The organism is Chitinophaga sp. 180180018-3 (genome assembly GCF_037893185.1).
Taxonomy (GTDB): domain Bacteria; phylum Bacteroidota; class Bacteroidia; order Chitinophagales; family Chitinophagaceae; genus Chitinophaga.
In genome coordinates this window covers 5,164,884-5,190,929 of the sequence record NZ_CP140772.1, presented here as the reverse complement: position 1 = coordinate 5,190,929, position 26,046 = coordinate 5,164,884, and the positions used below count along the sequence as shown (strand labels likewise).

14 protein-coding genes are annotated in these 26,046 nt (G+C 45.1%); 13 read left to right on the top strand and 1 reads right to left on the bottom strand.

Annotated features, from left to right (window positions below):
• Nucleotides 1–175 precede the first annotated feature (175 nt).
• The 4 genes from UNH61_RS20125 to UNH61_RS20110 all read left to right on the top strand — a co-directional run bounded on the left by UNH61_RS20125 (nucleotide 176) and on the right by UNH61_RS20110 (nucleotide 10,674).
• A complete protein-coding gene (locus UNH61_RS20125; RefSeq protein WP_326993791.1) occupies nucleotides 176–4,561 on the top strand; it encodes a DUF6443 domain-containing protein in 4,386 nt (1,461 codons plus the stop codon).
• Nucleotides 4,562–5,413: a hypothetical protein gene (locus UNH61_RS20120; protein ID WP_326993790.1), complete on the top strand. Its 852-nt coding sequence runs from the start codon at nucleotides 4,562–4,564 to the stop codon at nucleotides 5,411–5,413.
• Between the two features lie 163 nt (nucleotides 5,414–5,576).
• Entirely contained in the window at nucleotides 5,577–9,188 is a 3,612-nt protein-coding gene (locus UNH61_RS20115; RefSeq protein ID WP_326993789.1) for a choice-of-anchor D domain-containing protein, read from the top strand.
• A 358-nt stretch (nucleotides 9,189–9,546) separates the two neighbouring features.
• A complete protein-coding gene (locus UNH61_RS20110; RefSeq protein ID WP_326993788.1) occupies nucleotides 9,547–10,674 on the top strand; it encodes a DUF4185 domain-containing protein in 1,128 nt (375 codons plus the stop codon).
• A gap of 4 nt (nucleotides 10,675–10,678) precedes the next feature.
• Here UNH61_RS20110 and UNH61_RS20105 read toward each other — a convergent pair whose 3' ends face one another.
• Complete coding sequence (locus UNH61_RS20105) at nucleotides 10,679–11,563, bottom strand: hypothetical protein (RefSeq protein ID WP_326993787.1); 885 nt, start codon at nucleotides 11,561–11,563, stop codon at nucleotides 10,679–10,681.
• Nucleotides 11,564–11,902: 339 nt separating this feature from the next.
• Here UNH61_RS20105 and UNH61_RS20100 point away from each other — a divergent pair, with 339 nt between their 5' ends.
• The 9 genes from UNH61_RS20100 to UNH61_RS20060 all read left to right on the top strand — a co-directional run bounded on the left by UNH61_RS20100 (nucleotide 11,903) and on the right by UNH61_RS20060 (nucleotide 25,997).
• The gene (locus UNH61_RS20100) at nucleotides 11,903–12,505 is read left to right on the top strand and encodes a sigma-70 family RNA polymerase sigma factor (RefSeq protein ID WP_326993786.1); all 603 of its coding nucleotides are present in this window, start codon (nucleotides 11,903–11,905) and stop codon (nucleotides 12,503–12,505) included.
• A gap of 57 nt (nucleotides 12,506–12,562) precedes the next feature.
• The gene (locus tag UNH61_RS20095; protein ID WP_326993785.1) at nucleotides 12,563–13,741 is read left to right on the top strand and encodes a FecR domain-containing protein; all 1,179 of its coding nucleotides are present in this window, start codon (nucleotides 12,563–12,565) and stop codon (nucleotides 13,739–13,741) included.
• 257 nt (nucleotides 13,742–13,998) lie between these two features.
• Nucleotides 13,999–17,583 (top strand): SusC/RagA family TonB-linked outer membrane protein, encoded by a 3,585-nt coding sequence (locus tag UNH61_RS20090; RefSeq protein ID WP_326993784.1) that lies wholly within the window; start codon nucleotides 13,999–14,001, stop codon nucleotides 17,581–17,583.
• Between the two features lie 11 nt (nucleotides 17,584–17,594).
• Nucleotides 17,595–19,016, top strand: a complete 1,422-nt coding sequence (locus UNH61_RS20085) for a RagB/SusD family nutrient uptake outer membrane protein (RefSeq protein WP_326993783.1) — start codon at nucleotides 17,595–17,597, stop codon at nucleotides 19,014–19,016.
• Nucleotides 19,017–19,044: 28 nt separating this feature from the next.
• Nucleotides 19,045–19,974 carry a hypothetical protein gene (locus tag UNH61_RS20080; RefSeq protein ID WP_326993782.1) on the top strand — a complete coding sequence of 310 codons (930 nt, stop codon included), beginning with the start codon at nucleotides 19,045–19,047 and terminating at the stop codon, nucleotides 19,972–19,974.
• A 111-nt stretch (nucleotides 19,975–20,085) separates the two neighbouring features.
• A complete protein-coding gene (locus UNH61_RS20075; protein WP_326993781.1) occupies nucleotides 20,086–21,015 on the top strand; it encodes an ABC transporter ATP-binding protein in 930 nt (309 codons plus the stop codon).
• A gap of 22 nt (nucleotides 21,016–21,037) precedes the next feature.
• Nucleotides 21,038–23,341, top strand: coding sequence for a Gldg family protein (locus UNH61_RS20070; RefSeq protein ID WP_326993780.1), 2,304 nt, complete (start codon nucleotides 21,038–21,040; stop codon nucleotides 23,339–23,341).
• 2 nt (nucleotides 23,342–23,343) lie between these two features.
• Nucleotides 23,344–24,693 carry a DNA mismatch repair protein gene (locus tag UNH61_RS20065; RefSeq protein WP_326993779.1) on the top strand — a complete coding sequence of 450 codons (1,350 nt, stop codon included), beginning with the start codon at nucleotides 23,344–23,346 and terminating at the stop codon, nucleotides 24,691–24,693.
• The gene (locus UNH61_RS20060) at nucleotides 24,690–25,997 is read left to right on the top strand and encodes a DNA mismatch repair protein (RefSeq protein WP_326993778.1); all 1,308 of its coding nucleotides are present in this window, start codon (nucleotides 24,690–24,692) and stop codon (nucleotides 25,995–25,997) included. The genes UNH61_RS20065 and UNH61_RS20060 overlap by 4 nt, the downstream gene beginning before the upstream one ends.
• The last annotated feature ends 49 nt before the right edge of the window (nucleotides 25,998–26,046 follow it).

Genomic DNA, 26,046 nt, shown 5'->3' with positions numbered 1-26,046 from the left:
TCAATAATATATGATTATGAACTTGAAATATATCAGTAGTTTGCTTTTATCCCGACAGGTGGTTAGTACTTTTCTTTTTTTAGTTACCGGATCTCTCTTAAAAGCCCAGACCCCATCAGCTACAATTCGGCCAACTGCAAATTCGATATCAATTCCAGGTACATATACAATGACAATGCCCGTCAATTATGTTCGCACTTGGGAGCCAGCAGTAGCAACGACAGACACGGCTTATGTGGCCGCTGCTGCCCGTACGGCAGATCAGGTCAGACAAACAACACAATATTTTGATGGGTTGGGGCGGCTCCTTCAAACAGTGGTGAAGACAATTAGTCCAGGCGGCAAGGATTTGGTAACGCCAGTGATATATGATGCTTTTGGAAGGGAAGAAACTAAATACCTGCCTTATACGGCCTCAGTCAGTGATGGGGCCTTTAAGACCGACCCCTTTTACGAACAGAAAACCTTTTACCAATTATCCAACCCAGGTGAAAATGTGTACTATAGCAGAATTGATTACGAAGCGTCTCCATTGAACAGGGTATTAAGAACTTATGCGCCTGGAGCTAACTGGGCTAAGAATGATCTTTCGGGAGCAGAAAGAGGTGGTAATCGGCCGTTAGAAGTCCAGTATTTGACCAACACTGTAAATGATTCTGTAAGGATATGGGAATTCACAGGGGAACAGGCGATACCTACCAGTGGTGTGGGGCGGATATATGCAGCGGGTCAGTTGTATAAAAAGATTAGCATTGATGAGATGGGTAATCAGGTAGTAGAATATAAGGATAAAGAAGATCGTATTCTTCTGAAGAAAGTTCAGTTGTTAGCAGTACCCGGTACTGCTCATATGGGATGGCTCTGTACTTATTATGCCTATGATGATTTAGGGAATCTTCGTTTTGTAATGTCACCCAAAGCGGTGGAAGTCGCTCTTGGTGCTGGCTGGATCATCAGCCCATCTATTGCTGCAGAATTATGCTTTATGTATCGTTACGATGGCCGTAACCGGATGATTGTAAAGAAAGTTCCGGGGGCTGATTCTACAATGATGATATATGACGCGAGGAACAGACTCGCGTTTGTTCAGGACGGTAATATAAAAGGGAAAAACTGGCTGGCAACTTTTTATGATGGGCTGAACAGGCCGGTTATGACTGCATTGTATAAAAATTCGAGCGCCACCAGGGAGTCGTTACAGGCAGCCATTAACAATGCCACCGGCGGTAGTACCCAGAGTGTAAGCTATGACTTTCCTGCACAGGCAAACCTGATCCTGGATAACTACGATGGCAAGCCTCTCTACGAGGCTACCAATACTGTTGACATGGTGGATGGTTTTGTTACCAGTGATGGAGCAGAGACAACCTTGCAAATTAATGGCAGCGCTACCAGTGGTAATAGCACTATTACAGCATCCAACACTCTTCCCAGTATCCCGAAGGATTCACTGACGCCATTAACCTATACTTATTATAACGATTATTCCTTCACGGGAGCACAGGGGTATGCCAGTGGCGATATCTCTAAACCTCAGGCTGATGGTAGCCCCAATGCGGAAGCATTACCTGCCACCGCCAGTTCAATGACAAGAGGGCTTGTAACAGGTACTAAAGTGAGGGTATTGGGAACTAACCAGTGGTTAACCACTACTAATTACTATAATGATAAAGGCCGGTTAATACAAACGTTGTCAGAAAATACCTCCGGAGGGTTGGATGTAATTACCAGCCTGTACGACTTCAACGGGAAAGTACTCAGTACCTACCTCCGGCATAAGAATCTGCGCAGCCGCACTGCTCCACAAACCACCGTGTTGACCATGATGGCTTACGATGCAGCTGGCAGACTTAAAAGTGTGAAAAAGCGATTGAATGATGCAGCACCTTCTCAGGATAAGGTAGTGGCTACAAACACCTACGATGAGTTGGGCCGGCTAAAAACAAAGCGTTTAGGTATAACTGGTACCACTCAGCTGGAAACGCTGACCTATGATTATAATATCCGTGGCTGGCTGACTGGTATTAACCGGCCTTTTGCCAGTACCACGGGCAGTAGCTCCAATTGGTTTGGGCAAACACTGGCCTATGACTCAGGATTCACAGCATTGCAATATAATGGCAATATAGCAGGTAGCACCTGGAAGAGCCGCAGCGATGGCATTGCCCGGGCTTATGGCTATAACTACGACCAGGTTAACCGGCTTGTTTCAGCGCCTTTCTCCCAGCAGAACAGCGGTAGTACTAACTGGACCAGCGATCAGAAAGACTTTTCCGTTAGTAACCTGACCTTCGATGCCAACGGGAATATCCAGACGATGAACCAGATGGGCATGGCTGGTGCTACTAAAATGCAGATAGATCAGTTAACCTACACTTACAAACCAGGGAGTAACAAACTGGCAGCGGTAGCTGATCCTACCAATACCGCCAGTGCTAAGTTGGGTGATTTTATCAATGGCACCAATACCGGGGATGATTACGACTATGATGCGAATGGTAACCTGAAATATGATCTCAATAAGAATATTTCAGCCATTACCTATAATCACCTGAATCTGCCGGATAGTATTGTCATTACAGGCAAAGGACGGATTAAATATCTGTATGATGCCGCAGGTGCAAAACTTCAGAAGATTGTGACTGATAATACCGGTAGTACACCCCGGGTAACAACTACAGACTATATTGGTGGCTTTGTTTACCGGAATGACACGCTGCAGTTCCTGGGTCATGAAGAAGGCCGGGTACGCGCAGTGTTTCAAGCCAATCAACCTGTACAGTATGTGTACGATTACTTTGTAAAGGATCATCTTGGGGATGTGCGGATGGTACTCACGGAGCAGACAGATTTTACCATATATGCGGCTACGATGGAAGCCTCGGCAGCAGCTAAGGAAACAGCCCTGTTCAGCAATATTGACAATACCCGTTCGGCTAAACCGGTAGGCTATCCTTCAGATCCGACTACGTCACCTAATGATTATGTGGCCAGGCTCAATGCCACCAATGGGCAAAAAATTGGTCCGTCGCTGGTTTTGCGCGTGATGGTGGGGGATACTTTACAGTTAGGTAGCAAGGCCTTTTATAAGAGCACAGCGGCAAATGTTCCTGCCACCAATACTGCCGATATGCTGACGGCTCTACTGCAGGCTTTCGGAGGCGGAGGTATTTCGGATGGTGTACACGGGGCCACGGGGCCCGGTTCCCCGATGGCAGTAGTATTTAATAACACGGCGTATGATCAGTTGAAACAAAAAGATCCTGGTCAGAATCTGTCGGATAAGCCACGAGCCTATCTTAATTATGTATTGTTCGACGATCAGTTTAATATGGTGAATACCAACAGTGGTGTAAAACAGGTACAGGGAACACCTGATGCTTTACAAACGCTGGCTACAGATCGAATGGTGATAGAGAAGACAGGTTTTGTATATATTTACACCAGTAATGAGAGTGGACAGGATGTGTTCTTTGATAATCTGGTGGTGTCTCATAGTAGTGGTCCGTTGCTGGAGGAAACGCATTACTATCCATTTGGGCTCACAATGGCGGGGATAAGTGCGAATGCGCTTAAAGGTTCGAATTACCCGGAGAATCGATTGAAATATAATGGCAAAGAATTACAGAGTAAAGAGTTCAAGGATGGGAGTGGATTGGACTGGTATGATTATGCGGCAAGGATGTATGACCATCAGATAGGAAGGTGGCATGTAATTGATCCTATGGCAGATCAGATGCGCCGTTATTCTCCATACAATTATGCATTCGATAACCCAATACGGTTTATTGATGCAGATGGGATGGTACCAGGAGATTACTATAAGATGGATGGAAGCTATATTGGAACCGATGGAAAGAATGATAACAAAGTATATGCAGTTGCTGATGGTGGTATTAAATTAACTTCTCCGGCGGGAGGTGGCGTGATAATGTCAGTCATTGATATGAACAAAGTTACAGACATCACAGCTACCACGGGGGTGGATAAAAGTACTTTTGTGGAGATGGCGGCCTGGACTTATAATGAGAATACATCGGATCCCGACGCTCAGAAAGCTTCACTGGGGATGCTGAATAACCGTATAAATGCAAAGGATGAGTATTATGGATTTGATAATATTAATTCAATGCGGGATGCATTAAATACGAATTATAAGCAGTCTGCAGGAACGGCTGGAATAAATGCAGAGGTCTTTGCATATGAGCGGGCATTTATTGCAATGAGTGATGTAGCAAGAGATAAAAATACCGGCATGAGATCTGCATTTGCAGCTGCTATACATGTTTTGAGTGGGGGAACGGATTACTCGAATGGTGCCCTACAGGAGCATGGAAGAGACTTCTGGAAGCCTAGTGGAAAATATGATAAAATGTTCAAAGATCAGCAAGCCAATGGATATACGTGGTCCAGCACAGGTATTTTTAAAGGGGAAGCTACTTCTGCTAATCATCCAGCACATCTTGGTAATGCATCAAATGGATATAAATATATCATAACGGCTTCCTATCATGGTAATATCTTTGTAACGTTTTCAGATTATTATAAAAAGAAAAGATAAATGAGATATTGGTTATTATTGATTGGCCTGATATGCAGTGTATTGATAACAACTGCCAATACCGTTGGTGAAATTGACTGCATATATTTAGGTAACAGTAAACAACCTCCGGTAAAACGGAGGACTTTAAAGGAGTTTATTGACAGTCTTACGAATACACCTGGTATTCGCATGGACAAGAGGAGGCTGATGAAAGAAAGATATGATACTATATTGGTCAATGGCCAGTATCAGGTTGTCAGAAACAATGGACTAGTGAAGCAATATTTTAAATTGAAAAATAAGTCAAAAAGTATCACTGACCTGGATAACTGTAATAGTTTTCTGGGAATTGGAAAAAAGGTGTTTTTAAAAGATACATTAAGGTGTTGGACGAGGTTTCAATATGATTCCCGCAGTTGTTTTTCATACAATAGTGCTTCTTTCGTTACAGGGGTGGCGGGACCAGATGATAATTGTTCTGGAAGTTTATGTAGGGTTTATACATATGCTGTTATTTCAGTGTTCGGTGCAGATACAAGTATTAAATATTTATCATATACGGATGATATAACTGGGTTAAGGTATGGTGATGTTAATCACGATGGATGGTTGGATTTTCTGGATATTCAGCAAGGGCTGGACTTGGATGCAATTAGAGCAGTTCAAAAAAAAGGAGAAAAGTATAAGAACTTTGAATGTGATAATAGTACCTGTTATAGAATCCGTGTCATTACATACAAACATGGAAGATGGGAATCCGTAAAGGATAAAAAAGGGAAGGAGTTGTATTGGCTCATCAAATTGGATACCCCTTATGAACAGAAGAGCACTTTTGAGATAATTTTATCAAACGGACCATACAAATGGTAAACCTGAAGTACTCGATTCGCTGTTCAATATTTAGTGTCTAGAGCTTACTATGTACTGAGAACGATGGAGAATATAGAGGAGCTATTTGTTTTCGAAATTTAATAAAGACACAAATAGAGCGATAGTGTGTCAACCCAATTTATTATTTATCTAATTTAATCCTATGTTACGTAGAATTCCATTGAAACTTCTATGCCTATATCTAGTTTTTTCTTTCGTTGGCTTTAAAGTTTCGGCTCAAAAAGAATTGGGTGCAGCGGTAAGTATTCAAACACCCAATGCCAGTTCATTAGGAAAATTTGGGGATATTCCAGTCTCTTTATTTACTGGAACAGTTGATATATCTATTCCAATCACAGATGTAACAACAGGATCATTTTCTGTTCCTATTTCATTAGTTTATGATGCGAGTGGCTGCAGACCTGATGATCACCCTGGGTTGGTAGGGTTGAATTGGAGTCTGGTAGCTGGAGGTGTCATTAAAAGACAAACTAATGGTTTTTTTGATGAATATACCCATATCTCGACCTCTAGCCCATATTATGCATATTACGATCGTTGTACAGAATTGGGAGTGAGCAATTGGTATTCCACGGAATATTTGAATGCACATGTTTCTGATATAGATCAGTTTCCTGATGAATTTACATTTAATGTTAATGGAATCAGTGGCGTTTTTATGTTAAATCATGAGAGGAAATGGGTAGTTCGTTCAAAAGACAATCTGAGCCTGAAATTAACGCACGAAATTCAGGAAAACGTATCAGGTGTTTTGATGGGATCGTTAACCCTACCCAGAATTATCTCCAAGTTTACTCTGACAACAAATGATGGAACTCAGTATGTTTTTGGCGGAGATATTAATGGAGTTGAATTCTCACAATCTGTATCTGCAACTATGGAGGCCGTATATAATACACATGGTGGACTGCCAATTATAGGCAATTCAGATTGGCCTCATCATGTACAGGCTTCTGCATGGCATCTTACAGAAATTATATTACCAACTGGAGTTCATATAAAGTTCCACTACTCCAGGTTTAAAAATATTCAGCAGGCAGTATATAGCGAAGTATCCGCTACGGTAGTAGCAGGAATACCAATTACGAACTTGCCATACTTTACTCGCGATGTAAATCAGACAAATAAGTTTCTAATATACGGATCAAATCTTGATAGCATTAAAGCCAATGATATTACCTGTTCGTTTGTTAGGTCGTTATCGAATGAGCTAAGACCTCCATATAATGTCAAACCTATATCTCAGGATTTATGTCCGGCGGACTTTCAGAATCTGAATTACTATAAACTGGATACAATTTCAATGTCAGTCAGAAATAAGCCAGTTGTAAAATATGCTTTTAGTTATATTGAGAAGCCAAGTGAGAGATTGAAACTAAAAGAAATAAAGAAGGTCTCAGCAGGAAACAATATTCAGTATAGTTATAAAGTTGAATACACCGCTAAATTATTGCCTGGTTATTACTCTGGCTTGTTAGATCATTGGGGCTATTACAATGGGAAGAACTTCTTTGGAGGGGCAAGTAGTCAGGGTAACGTGACCGTTAGCCCGGATATCGCGGCATATTATCAATCAAGGGAACCAGATGCAGCATTGATGGATGCTGAGATAATCAAAAAAATTATTTATCCAACAGGAGGATATACTGAATTTTTCTTTGAACCACATACTTATTCGTCAGTAGTGAAACAATCACCGTCCTTATTAATACAAACAAATTCATCAAATAAATTAGCTGGAGGCCTTCGCATTAGAAAAATCAGCACTTATGATGCGATGTCCAGTACTACGCAAGTAAAGGAATATTTTTATACAAAAGATTATTTGGGGGGAAATACCCTTTCAAGCGGGGTATTGGCCGGAGAGCCTGTATACTATGAGTCTCCCGGAGACGGAACTTATTTTAAGTTCAGTAGCTTACCACTAAATTATATGAATACCACTAATGGGAATCATATTGCCTATTCTCAGGTAACAGAAAGAACAGGTAATGGATTTACGTCTTTCATCTATAGTAACCAGGATAATGGGTTCTTGGATAAGGAACCAATCACTCAAACAGGCAATTTTATAGAGAGTTCGAAGTATTATAAAAAACTGTATAGCAGGCTTGACATTGAAAGGGGATTGATCCTGAAAAAGAAAGTTTATACAACTGATAGTATGCTGAAAAGAGAGACGATCAATGAGTATAACCAGGATGTGAAACGATATAATAGTTATGTTAGAGCTGTAAGTCGGGTACAGAATTCAGCGCTAAATACGACCATGATAGCCTTTCCATTGTATACTTTTTATCCCTATCTCAGGAAAGAAACAATTATAGATTATACGCCGAATGGTCAGGTAATTACAGGAAATGAATATGATTATGATAGTACTACTTTTCAATTAAGAGCTGTTAGGTCTTTTGATGCAATAGGGAATCAGAAAATGGTCCAATATAAGTATCCTGGTGATTATACAATTAGCACATCCGCCCCGGCAACAGATAAAATTTACGATATCAAAGCCTTGGTCGACAATAACGTAATAAGGTTTCCAATAGAAAGAACATCTTCCATTATAAAGTCCGGACGAGCTTTTGTTATAGGAAGTAGGCTAACTCATTTTAAGGATCTGAAACAAGAACGCGTTTACGATTTTGAAACGAATATTCCGATTTCTGCAGGTGAATTTGCCGGAACCTACTCCACTACAGCTGGATTCTTGTTTGATAACAGATATAAAGAAAAAATATATTATTCCAAGTATGATGATAGAGGTAACATACTTGAAGTTATATCTGAAACTAATGGACTGAGTTCCTATTTATGGGGTTATAATAGAAATTATCCTATTGCTAAAGTGATGAATGCCGGCTATAATGATATTGTGGCTTTATTGGGAACTAATAGGCTGTCACAATTGGCCCTGAGTTATGATGATGAGGATATAAAATCTGCAATACAACAGTTGCGTGCCGGACTTCCGAATAGTCATGTGTATTCATATTGCTATTCTCCACTGACTGGAATGACATCCGAGACAGCGCCCAACAATATTACTACCTATTATGAATATGATCAATTTGGAAGACTGGCCGTTATCAGGGACGATAAAAAGCAGATTGTTAAGAACATTGGATATCAGTATATGGGGATCAAAAGGATAAGTCTGTCTGACCAGAATCTTGATTGGGGGCAAGTTTCCGCGGGTCAATCAATCACAAAAAATATTGTGATTACTAATACAGGTACACTCGCGGTAACTGTTACAAATGTTCTGCTTCCACAGGGGTACAGCATAAATAATGTGTTTCCCTTTTCTTTAGCCCCTGGAGAATCAATTCGAATGGACATCTCTTATACTAGTTCCGCAAAGGGAACTTTTACTGACGTTATTCAGTTTAGTTCAGATGCGGTTGGTAGCAATAATATAGATTCAAAAGTTACTGTTATAGGTACGAAAATTATTGAGCTCTCAGGAAATCTCGATTGTGGCACTGTAAGTATAGGGCCGACAAGTTCATGTAATTACCGAACATTAACCATTAAAAATATAGGAACAGAACCTTTATTTATCCAAAATATATTGACCCCTCATCCGTTTGGGACAAACTGGTTAAGTGGCACAATTACTCCCGGACAAACACAATCAATTGTAATCTCATTCTGCCCGCCTGTACCTGGCTCATTCTCTGGAGAAATTAAGGTTCAATCTGATAAAACAGGTGGAGTAGATACAATAACTGCCATAGGAAGTGCGAATTAATGATAAACGATTTGCAATTTGAAAGTTGGTACAGAACATAGTTAAATATTGAAAAAATAATAAATGAAACTTAATTTTTTGATATAGCCTGAGTGAATTAATTGTATGACCGTCGGGATATCGGTGTTCTAACTTACTTCGGCGCTGTCGCCTCAATTTCCAGCTGCCACTTCTCGTCATCAACTGGCAGTGAGTATTATCATTACCAGTTGATGATTTCGCAGCACTTTATGCCGGACTTTGTAATGGAATGTAACGTTGAATGATGCTTATATATATTAACTGATTTTGTTACCACCTGTTATTATTTTTACGTAAGATGAATAATAACAGGTGGTCATCTTTTTAGACAATATAAATGATAAATGAACTAATCGGAAGCTTGTTGCTCAGCGCACAGCTAATTTCCGGGCCATGTGCCGAAAAAGTGGCAGACACTATTCCCTTCACCGTAGCAGCAGCGCCGGAATGGACAGGCCTGTTTCATCGTGATAAGGGCTGGTTCGGAGCAGACGGTATTTTTTCCATCCCGCTGAAGGGAACGGATAGCACGTTGCTTGTTTTCAGCGATACAATGATTGGAGATATCGTCGATGGAAAATTGCAACCTGGCTATAGCATGGTGCACAATTCTGTTGCCTACATAACCGGCCGTGTTCCGGAAGAAGAGAATATCCGTTTTTATTATAACACAGATAAAAACGGCAAGCCGGCATCACTATTTGTACCACGTGTACCCCATGCGGGACGGGCTGATTATTACTGGCTGGGAGCAGGGTTTGTGAACACTGCGCAGCAAAACAAAACCTATATTTTTGCGTACCGGATGCGTAACGTGGGTGTGGGCGAATGGAACTTCAAACAGGTCGGAAATGTACTGATCATTTTACCTGAAGGCAGCCGGCCGCCTTTCCGCAATCAGCGACAGGTGGAAACGCCGTTTCTGATCAGCGGTAAAGAAGAAACAGACAATGCCTCACTCGGAGCCGGAATATTTGTAAATAACAACGACGGATATGTGTATATATACGGAGTGAAAGGAAGGGCTAAGGAATTAATCGTTGCCCGTGTATTACCGGAAAATTTTGAGCAATTCAATGAGTGGCGTTTCTGGAACGGAAAAGCCTGGAGTAATAAGATGAATGAGGCTGCCACTGTAACGGAAAATGTTTCCAACGAATTAAGCGTTTCGTTATTACCCAATGGTAAATACGCTCTCCTATTCCAGGTGAATGGTATGAGCAGTAAGGTGGGCCTTCGCGTCGGACAAACGCCCTACGGGCCGTTTGGACCGATAATAGAGGTATGGGACTGTAAAGAGGCGCAGCATAAAAACTATTTCACCTATAATGCAAAGGCACATCCATGTTTATCAGCACCCGGTGAATTGCTGATCAGTTATAATGTGAATGCCTTCGACTTCTTTAAAGAGCTGAATGCTGAACCACATCTTTACAGACCCAGATTTGTTATCCTAAAGTATTAGGTGGTTAATATTTATTTCCACCACCTTTATCACAATCCCAGACAATGTCGCCCTTTATAGAGATGTTGTCACGGTCGAAAAGCCGGGCTTTATAAGATACGAGGTAACCATTTGCATTCACCTGCTGATCATAATACGTAGAAGTGCCATTGGGATAAAAAGTGCTGCCGGAAAAAGTTTTAGTCATCATATGATGTGGCTGGGTATTCAGCAGGCCCAGGATCTCTATCATCACCACTTCATTCATCGGGCCGGCAAATCGGCCCAGGTCATAGAAGGAGCCTTTAAGAGGCCTGTTGTAATCGTAAGTAAATTCCATATAGGCGGTGCCCGGCGCATTACTATGTGTTATCCTGGTTATATTGTCGTATTGATCGTATTGGTAGGTTTCTGTTACCTGGCGGCCCACATTGTGTACCTTCGATAGCCGGCCTTTATTATCGTAATAATATTCGCTGATAGCATCATATTGCAGATTAGCCCGGTAATGGATGAGCGATTTCACCGCCCGCCCGCATTTATCCAGATCAACTACTACCAGGGTATCCCTGGCACTGTCTATCACGAACAGGTGTGGCCCGTTTTGCTTCACTTCTCCTTTAAAATGCCCGCCATCGGTTCCTCCGGCGTGGTCGAAAAAGTTGATATCCGCATCTATATAATTCACCCTGCCATTCGCGCCGGTAGTTCTGGTGAACTGGTAGGGAATGACATAGGGTGGGGCTACATTAGGCGGAATATTAGTGACATAATGTGTTTGCACATTACAGGCTGCCCTGGGCACACAACATTCCGGCGGCCAGTAGTCAGTTCTCTTACAGGAAAAAGTCAGTAGCAATAAAATGCTGATACAAAATGTGATGGAAAGATTAACAAAGTACTGTTTCATATGGAATTGTTTGAGGGGTGAATAATCATGCTGGGAATAGGGTATACCGGGTTATAGGGACGTTCAATGCTATCAGCGACGAAATGATCAATACAGCGCAAAGTTAGAAAAGCTGGATGAAAAGAAAGGTCACCGGCTGTCATATTTCTTTACATAATGTATAAATATTTTTCATTTAAAAAGGATAAATAGTACTGGAAGATATATAGCGCTGATTTATTTGAATGTAAAAATATATTAATGTATACTGTATTTAGATGTAATTATTTTAGACCTCCCTCTTGCACCTTTGAATTTTTTTACCATAGTTTGTACTCCCATTGAATCTAAAACAACGCATTGTCAACCATCGAAGCATACAGTGAAACTGAGCTGATCAGAAGCTTTCAGCAGGGCGAACGGAAAGCTTTGCACCAGGTATATGCCTTATACCAGCAGATGCTCTGTTTTTTTACAGCGCAGCTGGTAGCTGATACCATGGCTGCGGAAGACATCGTGTCGGAATGTTTTATCAATGCTTTTCAGAAGAAGGAAGACTTTCCTACCCTGAATCAATTGAAATCTTTTTTATTCACTGCCGCCCGGAATGCAGCCCTCAACTATCTCAAGGCGCAGAAACGGCACGATGATATCCATCATTCCATAGAGCAGGGCGCCGACAAATTTTCCATAGATGTAGAAAATGCCTATATCAGAACGGAAGTGATCCAGCTGATTTCACTGGAGATAGAAAAGCTTCCTCCACAATGCAGGCAGGTAGTACGCCTGGCCATACTAGAGGGAAAAAGCGCCGCTGAAATTGCAGCGGAATTGAATATGGCTTATCAAACCGTATTGAATCAAAAAGCCAAAGGGGTGGCATTACTGCGAACCGTCATCCTGAAAAATGAGTTACTTTCCTTACCCATGCTGATTTCCGTGCTATCTATGCTGCAACGGTAAATTTTTTTTTGAGTGGACCGGTATAAAATGATGAGTTAGTTGTTTTAGTAGTATAGCATGACTGAGTACAATCATTACATAGCCGTTCTGATCGGCAAATATCTTGATAACAGCCTGAGCGATGAAGAACAGGCTGCACTGGATGAGTGGATCAATGCTGCCGGAAATAATCGTGATCTCTTTACAGAGATGACCAACGAACAGCAGCTGATCCATCATCTGCAGCGTTTTTATGCACACGATAGCAACCGGATTGCCCGGAATATCAGCGAGCATATCCCGGAATTTGCAGCGCCGCCGGTTCACCGGATCTCACCGTTCCGGAAATGGAGCTGGGCTGCTGCTGCCTTATTGTTGCTGGGCTCAGGCGTCTATTTTCTGATAGCACACAAGCAACAATCTCCTCCCGTGTTGGCAGCCACTCCTGCCAGGATTATGCCTGGCAGTCAGGGGGCCATACTTACCCTGGCCGACGGCAGGGAAGTAGTATTAGACAGTATGGCCAATGGCCCGGTGGCCCGTCAGACTGGCGCTGCCGTGGTGTTATCCGGCGGTAAACTGGTATACGATCCGACAGGACTGCAAAGCAGGGAAATGCAATACAACAAAATGACCACGCCCAAGGGCCGCCAGTTCCAGCTTACCCTGTCCGATGGTACCCGCGTATGGTTGAATGCTGCCAGCTCTATCAGGTATCCTGCTGCCTTTGGCAGCAAAGAGAGAAAGGTAGAGGTTACGGGAGAAGTTTACTTTGAAGTGAGCCGCAGTGCCAACAATCCTTTTTTGGTTAGCATCGGCGATAAGGCAGCTATAGAAGTGCTGGGCACTACATTTAATGTGAATGCTTATGACAACGAACACGTCATCCGTACCACTCTGCTGGATGGGAGCATAAAGGTAGGCGCGGCTGCGGGTACCGGCATCGTACTGCACCCGGGGCAGCAGGCCAGTATTGCCGATAAAAAAATCACGGTAGCGGATCATCCGGATATTGAAAAAATAATGGCCTGGAAAAATGGCTTATTCAACTTCGATGGCGCCGACCTCGAAGAGGTGATGCGACAACTGGAACGCTGGTATAATATCGATGTAGTATATGAAAACGGGATCCCTGATACCCGGTTTATGGGGGAAATGAGCAGACGAATCGCTTTGAACGATCTGCTGGAAATATTACGGAGAACAGAAGTTGACTTTAGAATAGAAGGACGGAAACTGATTGTACTAAACAAATAAACAGCTTATAGGGCGCCGGTACATTTACACAGGCTGGATCATCCGGCCCGGCTACATATATAGTTTAATTAACCAACCAGTAAAAAACCGTCACGGATTGCGGCCGTGACGGTATATATGACCTGGAAGGTATCTAAACGATCATTGCAATTCTCATTTATCAACAACCAAATCGTGTGCAATTTATGCAAAAAAAATGCTATTGGCCACCCGATCGTCCCCGGGGAAAAAACGGCCTGACCAAAATCTTTCTGGCTATGAGACTTACCGTCGTGCTATTGACAACCGCTCTCCTGCAGGCAAGTGCCACCGGACATGCACAAACTGTTACCATATCGGGTAAATCTATACCTTTTAAGCAGGTATTTTCTGCTATCAAACAGCAAACAGGATTTGTGGTATTCAGCAATACCAATACCATCAGCGAAGCCGGCTCAGTATCATTGTCGGCCAAAGAAATGCCTTTAAGAGATTTTCTGAACGAGCTGCTGAAAGACCTTCCGGTCACCTGGCTCATCAGCGATAATACTATTGTATTGTCGCGCAAGGTAACGCCAACCGCGCTACCGGCGCCACCCATCAGTATTTCCGGGGTCATCCGCTCGGCTACCGGGGAACTGTTACCCGGCGTTTCTGTACGTATTAAAAATACAGTCACCGGTGCGATCACGGCCGCTAACGGCTCCTTTTATTTTACTCATCTTCCCGAAAATACCATCCTCCAGATTTCCATGCTGGGGTACGAATCCATGGAAATAGGCGTCCGGCAATCGGATAATGGTTACACGGCCTATGCGGTGAATAAGGCGCAATCAGGCTCCCTGCTGGTTACAGACGGGAATAACCTCGTGATGAATATCACGCTGAACCGGAGAGATTATGAAATGAACAATGTAGTGATAACGGGCTACATGAATGTAAACAAAGGCAACTATGTAGGCGCTGTTTATTCTGTAAAAGCAGACGATATTAAAGTAGCCGGAGAAACCACGATCGATCAGATGTTGCAGGGCGTAGTGCCGGGTATGTCGGTGATGGTGCAATCCGGGCAGGTAGGCGCCAGCCCCAAGATCCGTATCCGTGGTACTTCCACCATCCTGGGTAATCAGGAGCCGCTATGGGTAGTGGATGGCGTGATACAACGGGATCCGCTGCCTATCCCCAATGGAAACGGTTCGCTGGCAGGGGATATGGGCGAGCTGCGCCTGATTGCTTCCAATGCCATTTCCTGGCTGAACCCCAATGATATTGAAACCATTACAGTTTTGAAAGATGCCTCCGCCACGGCTATCTATGGGTCGCAGGCGGCTAACGGGGTGATCGTACTCACTACCAAGAAAGCCCGCCCCGGCCAGCTGGCAGTTTCCTATACCTCTAATCTTTCTATCGGCCAAAGGCCTACCTATGGCATGTTTGATCTGATGAACTCCCAGGAGCTGATGAAGTTTTCAAAGGAAATTTATGATGCCCGCGAAAGCTATACGACGGATATCCTGCCTATTGGTTATGGTGGATTAATTCAGCAGCTGCAGAATAAACAGATCGACTATGCCACTTACGTACAGAAATACCGGAAAATGGAACAGCAGAACACCGACTGGTTCGGACTCCTTTTCCGGAATGCCTTTAACCAGAATCATAGCGTCAGCGTATCTGGTGGTACGGAGAAGATAACGAACAGAACTTCCTTTAACATGCAGCAGCAAAAGGGAGAAGCCCGGGGAAATGACCTCACCGCTTTTTCTGCATCTTCCAATACCACCCTCAGATTCGGAAAACGGTTAACGGTAAACCTCCTGCTAAACGGGAGTATCCGGGAAACCAACGGCTTTGCCTATGGCGTAAATCCTTTCGATTATGCCTATAATACTTCCCGTACCATCCCTATGTTCAATGACGATGGCACCCTCTTTTATCATGATAAAAGAGGTGAGAGCAGTACGGCCATACCCGGTAAATTCTCCTACCTCTATAATATTCAGAATGAACTGAACAACACCGGTAACAAGAATACTACGTCTACACTGGCGGCTACTGCTGATGTGCGCTACGAACTGCTGAAAGGACTGGAATACCAGGGCCTGCTGTCTTATACCTCTGCCTCTTCAGGCGTGAAGTCCTATGCTACGGAGTTATCTTACTACATCACCCAAACCAGGGGATATGAGTTCGGATCAGCGTTATCCAATTCGCCTCAGGAACTCGCCAGCCGCCTGCCTTTCGGAGGACTGGCCCAGCTGGAGAATGCGGTCAATAAAGGTTATACGTTCCGGAATAGCCTGATCTATAACCGCTTTTTTGGCACACGCCATAATATGAGCCTGCAGGCAGGAACAGAGGCCCGGTCGTCGCTCATACAGGGAAATACGGATACCCGTTACGGTTATATGCTCTATCGTGGCGAAACTTTTGCGCCGGTTCCGTTGACGCCCGCTATGTTGTCTAACTCCAGCGCCATTAACCTGAATGAGGCCATGCGCGCCAATTCCAGGGTGGTGAACCAGGAAAGCAATTTTCTCAGTGAATACTTTTCAGCAGTATATGGCTTCGACCAGCGCTACATCTTTAACTTCAATGCCCGCCTCGATGCTTCTAACCGCTTCGGGCAGGATGAAAACAAACGCTTCCAGCCTACCTGGTCGGTAGGAGGCCGCTGGCGCCTCGCGAACGAAAAATTCCTGCGCTCACTGAAGTGGCTGAATTCATTCGATCTTTCCGCTACGTATGGCTATCAGGGAAATGCCGTGGAAGCGGTTTCGCCTTACCTGATTGCTACCGACGGCGGACTTAGCAGCATCTTCAAACAATATACACTCAACATCAAATCGCTGCCTTACCCCGATCTGGGTTGGGAGAAAACCCGGTCCTGGAACCTCGGACTGGATTACTCTATGTGGAATGGACGTTTCAATGCTACCGCCAACTGGTACCGGAAAACCAGTAATATACTCGCCTCCCGGCAGGTGCCTGTTGAAAACGGTATGAACTCCGCCACCGTATTCGGCTCCCGGATGGAGAATACCGGCTATGATCTGATCATCAGCCTCATTCCCGTCAGGAGCAAGGATTTCATGTGGCAGTTTTCCGTTAACACAGGGCTGGCCCGCAACAGGCTCGAAGAAAATCAACGGATCAACACGCAGGCCGATTACCTGAATGGAACGGCGATTGTAAACGGGCAGGCGTATTCCACTTTTTATTCTTATGCTTTCGCCGGATTAGATCATAATACCGGCCGGCCTACTTTCAATAACCTGAACATTAAGCCCACTGCTAACGACCTGGATTACCTGGTGAAATCAGGTAAGCTGGAGCCCGACTTTTCCGGAGGTTTCAATACCATGTTCCGGTATAAGAACATTGCCCTTTATGCCCAGTTTGCCATGGCTTTTGGTGCGCATAAACGGTTGCCCGTTTATTACAACGCCAGCGGGGCGCCTACACCTGATCAGAATGTACCGCGCCTGTTGAACGATCGCTGGAAACAGCCGGGCGATGAGCAGTTCACCAACATCCCTTCCATTCCTGCAGGCAATCCACGGCGTATGGAAATCCTGTTGCCGCTGATGACCGCGGTGTACGCATCGCCCTATACGTTGTTTAATCAATCAGACTACATGGTGGCCGGAGCCGATTTTATCCGCTGCCGCCAGCTTTCCCTGAACTACGAATTTGATCAGTCGTTGTTAAAACGGATACATGTAAAACGTTTCAGTACATCGCTTAGCATGACCAACCCATTCCTGATTGCCTTCGATAAAAAATGGAGAGGATATGATCCGGAAACAGCCGGATGGCCTGCCCGCAGGATGACATCGTTATCTTTTAACATGACACTCTAACACTGATGCACATGAATTTTAAGTTATTGTTGATAGCTGTTTTTACCGGTCTGCTTACCTTAAGTAGTTGTTCCAAATTCCTGAAGGAAAAATCGCAGAGTGATGTGATTCCTAAAACAGCTACGGATTTCAGGGAGTTGCTCATGGGATCGGGGTACATGAATAATTCGGAGCCCATGAACTTTGTTTATTTCCTCGATGATGATGTAGACCTGTTCCTGGAATTTGCCGGTGGTACTGTTCCGGTTGCCGGTACGCATGATGCCGTGCAGTATTACCCGCTCTACACCTGGCAGCCCGGGCTGGCCGACAGAAATGGCCTGGGCGACCTGATTGCCGAAGATCCTTCCGCTACCGTCTACTTTAAATATTATAACTGGATAATGGGATGTAATGCGGTATTGGATAATATCGATAAATCTATCGGCAGCCAGCAGGAAAAAGACAGGGTGAAGGCAGAAGCGCTGGCAGTACGTGCCATGTATTACTTCAGGCTGGTGAATCTTTACGGAGAACCTTACAACCACAACCCGCAATCGCTGAGTATACCGCTGAAGCTGACTTCCGATATCTCGGCGGTTCCGATGGTACAGGCTACAGTGGCCCAGGTATATGACCGGATGGTGAGTGATCTGAAAGAAGCCACCAGCCTCATGGATCCTTTGCCCATTGCCCGCAGAGACTACCACATCAATCAACCGGCCATTCACATCCTGTTATCGCGGGTGTATCTTTTTATGGAAAAATGGGAAGAAAGCAAAGCCGAAGCCGATAAAGTATTTGATCAGGGCGGTATGATCATGGATATGACCGGACTTACTACCGGTACCTGGCTCAATTATAATAACCCGGAAGTAGAGTGGTTGTTTGGCGGCAATACGCAACCCAACCAATCGACCTACATTCCTGCTGCCTCCTTCCGCGCCACCTTCGATGCCAATGATATCCGCCTGAAAGTGGGCATTACGGTATTGTCACAAACCTTTGTGCCCCTTGTAACTAAACTGCCCACCGGCTCCGACCTGGCACAGACGATCCGTACTTCAGAAGCGGTGCTTAACAGGGCCGAAGCCAATGTACAACTGGGGAACCTGGCTGCTGCCCTGAAGGACCTGAACAACCTTCGCCGAAACCGCATCGTTGGCTATACCGATGTAAATATCGGCGACAAAGCCGGCCTGCTGCAGGCAGTAAGAGACGAACGCCGCAAGGAGTTCTGCTACGAAGGTTTCCGCTGGTTCGATCTCCGCCGCTACGGTATGACCGGTATCTCGCACCGCTACCAGCAGGATGCAGGCGGATCTGTGCTGCAGTACAAACTGGCGCCCAACGATCCGATGTATACGCTGCCTTTTCCCAACAGCCTGTTGCTGAGAAACCCGGCGCTGAAACAAAATCCATCCGGCCGTATGGGCGACAGGATAGGTCAATAAAATATTTAACAAGCAATATCATCATAATATGAAGCAGATATTTTTTATCAGTTGCGTGGTTAGTATAGCGCTGCTGGCCTGTAAGAAAGATGTGAAAATCGGTCCGCCGGTGCCTGTTAAAAACGATTATACGTTACCGCAGGGAAATGCTCCGCAGGCGGCCAACGATAAAATTCAGCAGCTGTATGATAAATATGGATCCTATTTCCTGTACGTATATACGCAGAAAGATTTTGAGTGGGTACAATCCGCCGGAGGCGGTGCTTCCAAAATCGATACCGTAGTACTCGGAAACCCTTTGTACACGCTCGATATGCTCAATTTCCTGGATGATGTATGGCTGAAATTCCTGCCGGATGATTTCAAGAAAAAACAAGGTATCCCTTACCGTGTGCTGATGGCCGATACCATCAAAGAATACCGCGGCGCCGGATATCCGCCCGGAATGGAATACCTCTATTTCGACTACAAAGTGGTGGGAAAGGCGATCACATTTGCAGGGATGAATAGTTCCTTACGTACCATGACGCCTGCCCAGAAACTGAATAAGAAGAATATACTGACCGGGGTTATCTGGAATTATTATCTGCAGAATCAGATTATTGACATACCCGCTGATTTTTATAAAGTCAGCAATTACGCGACAGCTCCTGCATTACCGCTGAATGCGGCGAACCCGGCCAACGTGGAGGCATACCGGAACAGGGGATTCCTGCCGTCTTCCTATAACACCGTCAGCGGCGCACCATTTGAGTGGTATAACGGAACGTACGCCTGGAGTATGGCGAATACATACGATATTAACTCGTTTATATTTCATATCACTACCCGTACAGATGCACAGCTGCAGCCGTACCTGTCGTATCCGCTGATTAAGCAGAAGTTCGACATCCTTGTAAACTATTTTAAAACAAAATATCAGATAGATGTGCGCGCAATAGCGAATGCTACTTATTGACCGGGGCGACGGAAAAGCGCATAGCATGTAATCATCTTCATACACAAACTCATTAATAGTGTAGGTAACAACCTACGCCTGCTGTTTTATTGATTAAACAATCCGTAATGAATGGAAAATACCATCGTAAAAGTTGAAAACTTGTCTCACCGTTATGCATCGCAGTGGGCGGTCAGAGATATAAATTTTGAGATCAGCAGTCAGGGTGTGGTAGGCCTGCTGGGATCTAACGGGGCCGGCAAATCCACCACCATGAACATCATCTGTGGGGTGCTGAAGCAGTCGAAGGGAGATGTATACATCAACGGTGTTAACCTGAAAGAAAACCCCGTAGCAGCCAAGCGAAACATTGGGTTTATGCCGCAGAAACTTCCGCTGCACCAGGATTTTACCGTAGAAGAATACCTGACCTATTGTGCAGATCTGAGAATGGTGGAGAAAACGCAGGTGAAAAAAGCGGTGAATGAAGCCATGGAACGCTGTGGGGTAGCACATTTTAGGGAACGGTTGCTGCGTAACCTGTCGGGCGGCTATCAACAACGTGTAGGCATTGCCCAGGCTATTGTACACACGCCGAAGTTTGTGGTACTGGATGAACCAACCAACGGACTGGATCCTAACCAGATCGTAGAGGTACGTAACCTGATCAAACAAATTGCCACCAACTGCGCCGTGCTGCTTTCCACGCATATCCTCACAGAAGTGCAGGCAACCTGCCGCGAGATCAAGATGATAGAAGAAGGACAGATGGTATTTTCCGGTTCGCTTGAAATGTTTGATAACTACATAGAACCGGATACGCTGTTGGTAACGCTGGATATGCCGCCGGTGAATGAAGCCTTGCTGCAGGTAGAAGGCATCCGGTCGGTGGAACAGCTGGCGCCAACCCGCTTCAGGTTAGGCTACGATGGAGAAAAGAAAACAGCGCAGCGCCTGGCAGCAGTGAGTGTACACAACAACTGGGGTCTGATGGAACTGATCGTCGAGAAAAGCTCATTGGATGCCGTATTTGCCAGATTATCCAGGAAAAAAAATAAATAAAAACCAGATAACAGATTATTAAATGAGACGAATTTATAAGATAGCCAAAGCAGAGCTGTTTACCTTGTTTTATTCGCCGATTGCCTGGATGATCCTGATCGTATTTGCCTTCCAGACAGGAATGGCATTTACAGAACATCTCCAGGAGATACTAAGATCGCAGAACACAGGCTTCGGTAATATGTTCATTACTGCGAACATCTTTTCCGGCGAGCGTGGCCTGCTGGTAACGGTGCAGAATTATCTCTACCTGTACATGCCCCTGCTTACCATGGGTTTGATGAGCCGGGAGCTGAGCAGTGGTTCCATTAAGTTGTTGTATTCATCTCCGGTAACCTCTTCCCAGATCATCCGCGGGAAATTCCTCGCTATGATGGCCTACAGCCTGCTGCTGACGGGGATCTTGCTGATATATGTATTGATTGGCATTATTACGGTAGATCATTTTGATTTGCCATCGGTATGGTCAGGTCTGCTGGCTATTTACCTGCTGATGTGCGCCTATTCTGCCATCGGACTGTTTATGTCGAGCCTGACCTCTTACCAGGTGGTAGCTGCGCTGGGCACATTGGTGGTGCTGGCAGCGCTTAGCTATATGAACCGGGTATGGCAGGACGTTGGCTTTGTGCGTGATATCACTTACTGGCTTTCTATTTCGGGCAGATGTAATGAAATGATCATGGGCCTGATTTGTAGTGAAGATGTGCTGTACTTCGTAATTGTAGTGTGTATGTTCCTTACGCTGAGCATTCAGAAGCTACAGGCCAGTCGCACGCATGCCTCTTTTGCGGTAGTATGGAGTAAATACACGCTGGTGGTGCTGGCAGCCATGATGCTGGGCTATGCTACTTCCAGGCCCATGCTGATGGCGTATTACGATACTACGGAAACTAAGCGGAATACACTTACGCCGAATAGTCAGCAGATCATGGCGAAGCTAACAGGCGGACTTACTATTACCACGTATGTAAATCTGCTCGACAGGGAATATTATAATGGCATTCCTACGCAGGTGAATGAAGATAAGAAACGGCTGAAACAGTATATCCGTTTTAAACCGGAAACAAAGCTGAAGTACGTTTATTACTATGATAAGCCGAGCAATAATCCGCGACTGGATCTTATTTATAAGAACAAACCTTTGGCTGAACAGGCTAAGAAGGAAGCAGAGATCCGCGACCTCGACATTAATATTTTCCTGACGCCGGAGCAGATAAAAAAGCAAATCGATCTGACCGATGAAGGCAATACTTTCGTGCGCCTTGTAGAAAGGGAAAACGGACAAAAAGCATTTCTGAGGATTTATGACGATATGTTCAAATTCCCCGGAGAAGCGGAAGTATCGGCCGTTTTCAAGCGCATGGTGATGAAACTGCCGAGGATAGGGTTCCTGGAAGGGCAGAACGAAAGAAAGATAGAAGGGGATAGAATTAAGGACTATACGCTTTTTTCGTCGGTGAAAACTTTCCGTTATGCGCTCACTAATCAGGGCTGTGATGTGGAAACACTGGACTTGTCGGGCGATAAACAAATCCCTAAGGAAGTTGATATCATCGTCATTGCGGACATGAAAGACGCCATGGATTCCGTTGCAAAGAAAAAACTGGATGCCTACATCGCCAATGGAGGTAACCTGGTGGTAACGCTCAAACCTGGTTCTGAGGTGATGGAATCGTTTATATCGCAGTTCGGCGTAAAAACAGTACCTGGTCAGCTGGTACAACCCAAGCTGGATGTTGCTGCCAATGTGGTGATGTGCGTACCTACGGCAGCGGGGAAGAACCTGGCAGAAGCATTCAGGATAATGCAGGAACGCCATCAGTATGTGGGTATGGTAAAAGCAGCAGGACTGGTGATGGCTGAAAATAAAGGCTTTACAGCTACTCCGGTCATGCAAACCATAGATTCCTTAAAAACCTGGAACGAATTACAGACGATCGATTTTGTGAACGACTCTGCCACTGTTGATGCTGCTTCCGGTGAGAGAGTGGATAGCTTTGTGACGGCATTGGCGCTGTCGAGGAAAGTGGGCAATAAGGAGCAACGCATTATGATCCTGGGGGATGCCGACTGTATCAGCAACGGCGGGATGACGCCCCCGATCAAACGTTATGGCGCCGCTAACTTTTCGCTGATCCCGGGCATGTTCCATTGGCTGTCGTATGGTACGGTGCCGGTGGATGTGAGCCGTCCTCTTTCTTCCGATAACGACATCTCGCTGACCAAAGAAAGCCTGAAAGTAGTACGATACGGCCTGGTATGGGTGATACCCGGATTGTTACTGATAGGAAGTACCATTTTACTGATCAGGAGAAAAAGAAAATAGGTATGAGCCTGATGACCGACAAACAAACACTGAATGATCTGAATATTTTCGGCAAGGGTGGCGCCGACGGTATATATGCCCTGTTTAACCGCACCTTTACGAGGGGCGGGGCGGAGTTGCTGGAGCAGATGTTCCGCAACCCGCTGGCAGAGGTAACGGCTATCAATACACGTAGCGCCGCCATCCGGGCTTTTGCAGAACAGCAGCCCGATTTTCCTTACGAAGCGGCCTGGTTTGATGCTGCAGAACAATACCTGGAAAATACAGACGAGCGTACCCGTTTGAGTGAGCAGGAAAATACGTTAGGTAGAAAATTTAATCAGCTGATCGCCGCTGATACGGTATATAAAGGGATTGAGAAAGGAGTAACGGGGCTTATCAGCATTATGCAGGCTACCCGCGGCTTCATTGCCGCTATGCGGCAACAGGTGGCGGATATTCCCTATGGCCGGGAGTTGCATGATATAGAGCAGCTATTAGGCCAGACGGAATTACTGCCGCTGCTGCTGGAGTCTGCAAAGCAGAAACTGCCTTTTGCCAAAGTAGCAGAATATGATAAGCTACTCCGGTTCCGGCTGAGAGACGTTATTAAGCAATTGCTGCAAAGCATCTACCAGGCCGATGTATATCTTTCAGTAGCCCGGGTGGCCGTAAACAGGAAATTTACTTTTCCTCATGCGCTGGAGCGGGAACAACAAACGGTGATATTGAAAGACTTTTATCATCCCGGGCTTACCGCTCCCGTAGTCAATTCCCTGGATATTACCCCGGCCGGTAACGTGATTTTTCTGACAGGCGCCAACATGGCGGGTAAATCCACCTTCATGAAAGCGCTGGGGATCGCGATGTACCTGGGGCAGATGGGATTTCCTGTGCCAGCCTCCAGCATGGAATTTGCGGTGCGGGATGGTATCTATACCACCATCAACCTGCCTGATAACCTGAGCCAGGGGGCTAGTCATTTTTATGCAGAAGTATTACGCATTAAGAATATCGCGAGGGAATTGAGCCGCGACAAATACCTGTTTGTCATATTTGATGAACTGTTTCGCGGCACTAATGTAAAAGACGCCTATGAGGCAACTATAGCCGTTACCAGTGCAATTGCACGCAGGAAGAACTGCATGTTTGTGGTATCCACGCATATCATAGAAGCCGGTGAAGTGCTTCGGGAAAAATGTGAAAACATAAATTTCGTATATCTGCCTACGTTAATGGAAGGCAATAAGCCGGTTTATACCCACAGGTTGCAGCCGGGCATCACGGCCGACAGGCACGGTATGGTAATTATAAAAAATGAGGGAATCCTGGATATACTGGCCAGGAAGAAATCTATAAAGAAGACCACATGAGCTTTATTGCCGATAAACAAACGCTGGACGATTTATCATTACTGGGTAAATATAATCCTGGTTCTGTTTTCAGTCTTTTTAACCAGGTAAAAACCCGGGGGGCGGAAAAGCTGCTGGACGCCATGTTTCAGCATCCGTTAACGGATGCTGGTAGCATCAATAACAGAAGCGCGGTGTTTCGTTACTTCAATGATCACCCGGTAATTTTTCCTTTCGACAGTACGCAGCTGGAGCAAATGGAAGCCTGCCTGGATGAAGGAAACAACGGAAGCTACGCCGCTGCACTCTGGGAAGTAAGCAGGAAAAAAGTAGCAGCGTTGCTGGTGAGAGATGAAGGTTTTCAACAGGAGCAAACCGGTATCGATAGTTGCATGAGCGTATTGAATACCTGCGAGACCTTACTGATACAGCTGGAACAAACAGGCCGGGATAAAGACGCCCCCTGGGAGAAATGGAGCGGCATGGTTAGGCGTATTGTCCACGACAGGCGGTTTAAAGAGGCCGCAGGTCGCTCTTTGCTGCAAACGGTGAAGCTGCACTATCTGTTGAAAAGCCTGTTCCGGGAACAGCTCAAAGCAATGCTGGGGCTCATTTATGAAATTGATTTATACGTGGCCGTAGCCGGCGTGGCAGTTGAAAAAGGATTTTCCTATGCGACCGCATTGCCGAAGGAGAAAAATGTATTGGTGGTGAAAGACATGAAGCATCCGGGCCTCCCGAAAGGCGTTACTAATTCGCTTGCCTTTAGTGACCATAGCAATATACTGTTTCTGACCGGCGCCAATATGGCGGGGAAATCGACCCTGATGAAGGCTACAGGCATCCTGCTGTACCTGGCGCATATGGGCTTTCCGGTGGCAGCGGCCGATCTGCAGTTTTCGGTACTGGATGGCATTTATTCTTCCGTAAACGTACCGGATGATCTGAACAAAGGCTATAGTCATTTTTATGCAGAGGTACTGAGAGTTAAGAAGGTAGCAGAAGAGGTAGCGTCGGGGAAATCGCTGTTTGTGATTTTTGATGAACTTTTCAAGGGCACCAATGTAAAAGATGCCTATGATGCTACATTGGCGGTGACCGAAGCATTTACCGGGTTTACAGATTGTTTCTTCATTATTTCCACGCATATTTTTGAAGCGGGCCATGCGCTGAAATCCAGCGGTAATCAGATCCGCTTCGAATTTCTTCCTACTGTCATGAAAGAGAATGTGCCGCAGTATACTTACCGGTTGCAGCAGGGCATTACGGCCGACAGGCAGGGGATGATAATTATCGAGAACGAGGGAATATTAGACCTGTTATGATTTTCCGGTTATCATATTAAATGTTACCTTCCGGGTTATACAGATATTA

Bases quoted from the DNA above. Each gene is read 5' to 3' on its own strand.
- UNH61_RS20125 (WP_326993791.1), top strand. From the start codon at position 176: ATGCCCGTCAATTATGTTCGCACTTGGGAGCCAGCAGTAGCAACGACA.
- UNH61_RS20120 (WP_326993790.1), top strand. From the start codon at position 4,562: ATGAGATATTGGTTATTATTGATTGGCCTGATATGCAGTGTATTGATA.
- UNH61_RS20115 (WP_326993789.1), top strand. From the start codon at position 5,577: ATGTTACGTAGAATTCCATTGAAACTTCTATGCCTATATCTAGTTTTT.
- UNH61_RS20110 (WP_326993788.1), top strand. From the start codon at position 9,547: ATGATAAATGAACTAATCGGAAGCTTGTTGCTCAGCGCACAGCTAATT.
- UNH61_RS20105 (WP_326993787.1), bottom strand. From the start codon at position 11,563: ATGAAACAGTACTTTGTTAATCTTTCCATCACATTTTGTATCAGCATT.
- UNH61_RS20095 (WP_326993785.1), top strand. From the start codon at position 12,563: ATGACTGAGTACAATCATTACATAGCCGTTCTGATCGGCAAATATCTT.
- UNH61_RS20090 (WP_326993784.1), top strand. From the start codon at position 13,999: ATGAGACTTACCGTCGTGCTATTGACAACCGCTCTCCTGCAGGCAAGT.
- UNH61_RS20085 (WP_326993783.1), top strand. From the start codon at position 17,595: ATGAATTTTAAGTTATTGTTGATAGCTGTTTTTACCGGTCTGCTTACC.
- UNH61_RS20080 (WP_326993782.1), top strand. From the start codon at position 19,045: ATGAAGCAGATATTTTTTATCAGTTGCGTGGTTAGTATAGCGCTGCTG.
- UNH61_RS20075 (WP_326993781.1), top strand. From the start codon at position 20,086: ATGGAAAATACCATCGTAAAAGTTGAAAACTTGTCTCACCGTTATGCA.
- UNH61_RS20070 (WP_326993780.1), top strand. From the start codon at position 21,038: ATGAGACGAATTTATAAGATAGCCAAAGCAGAGCTGTTTACCTTGTTT.
- UNH61_RS20065 (WP_326993779.1), top strand. From the start codon at position 23,344: ATGAGCCTGATGACCGACAAACAAACACTGAATGATCTGAATATTTTC.
- UNH61_RS20060 (WP_326993778.1), top strand. From the start codon at position 24,690: ATGAGCTTTATTGCCGATAAACAAACGCTGGACGATTTATCATTACTG.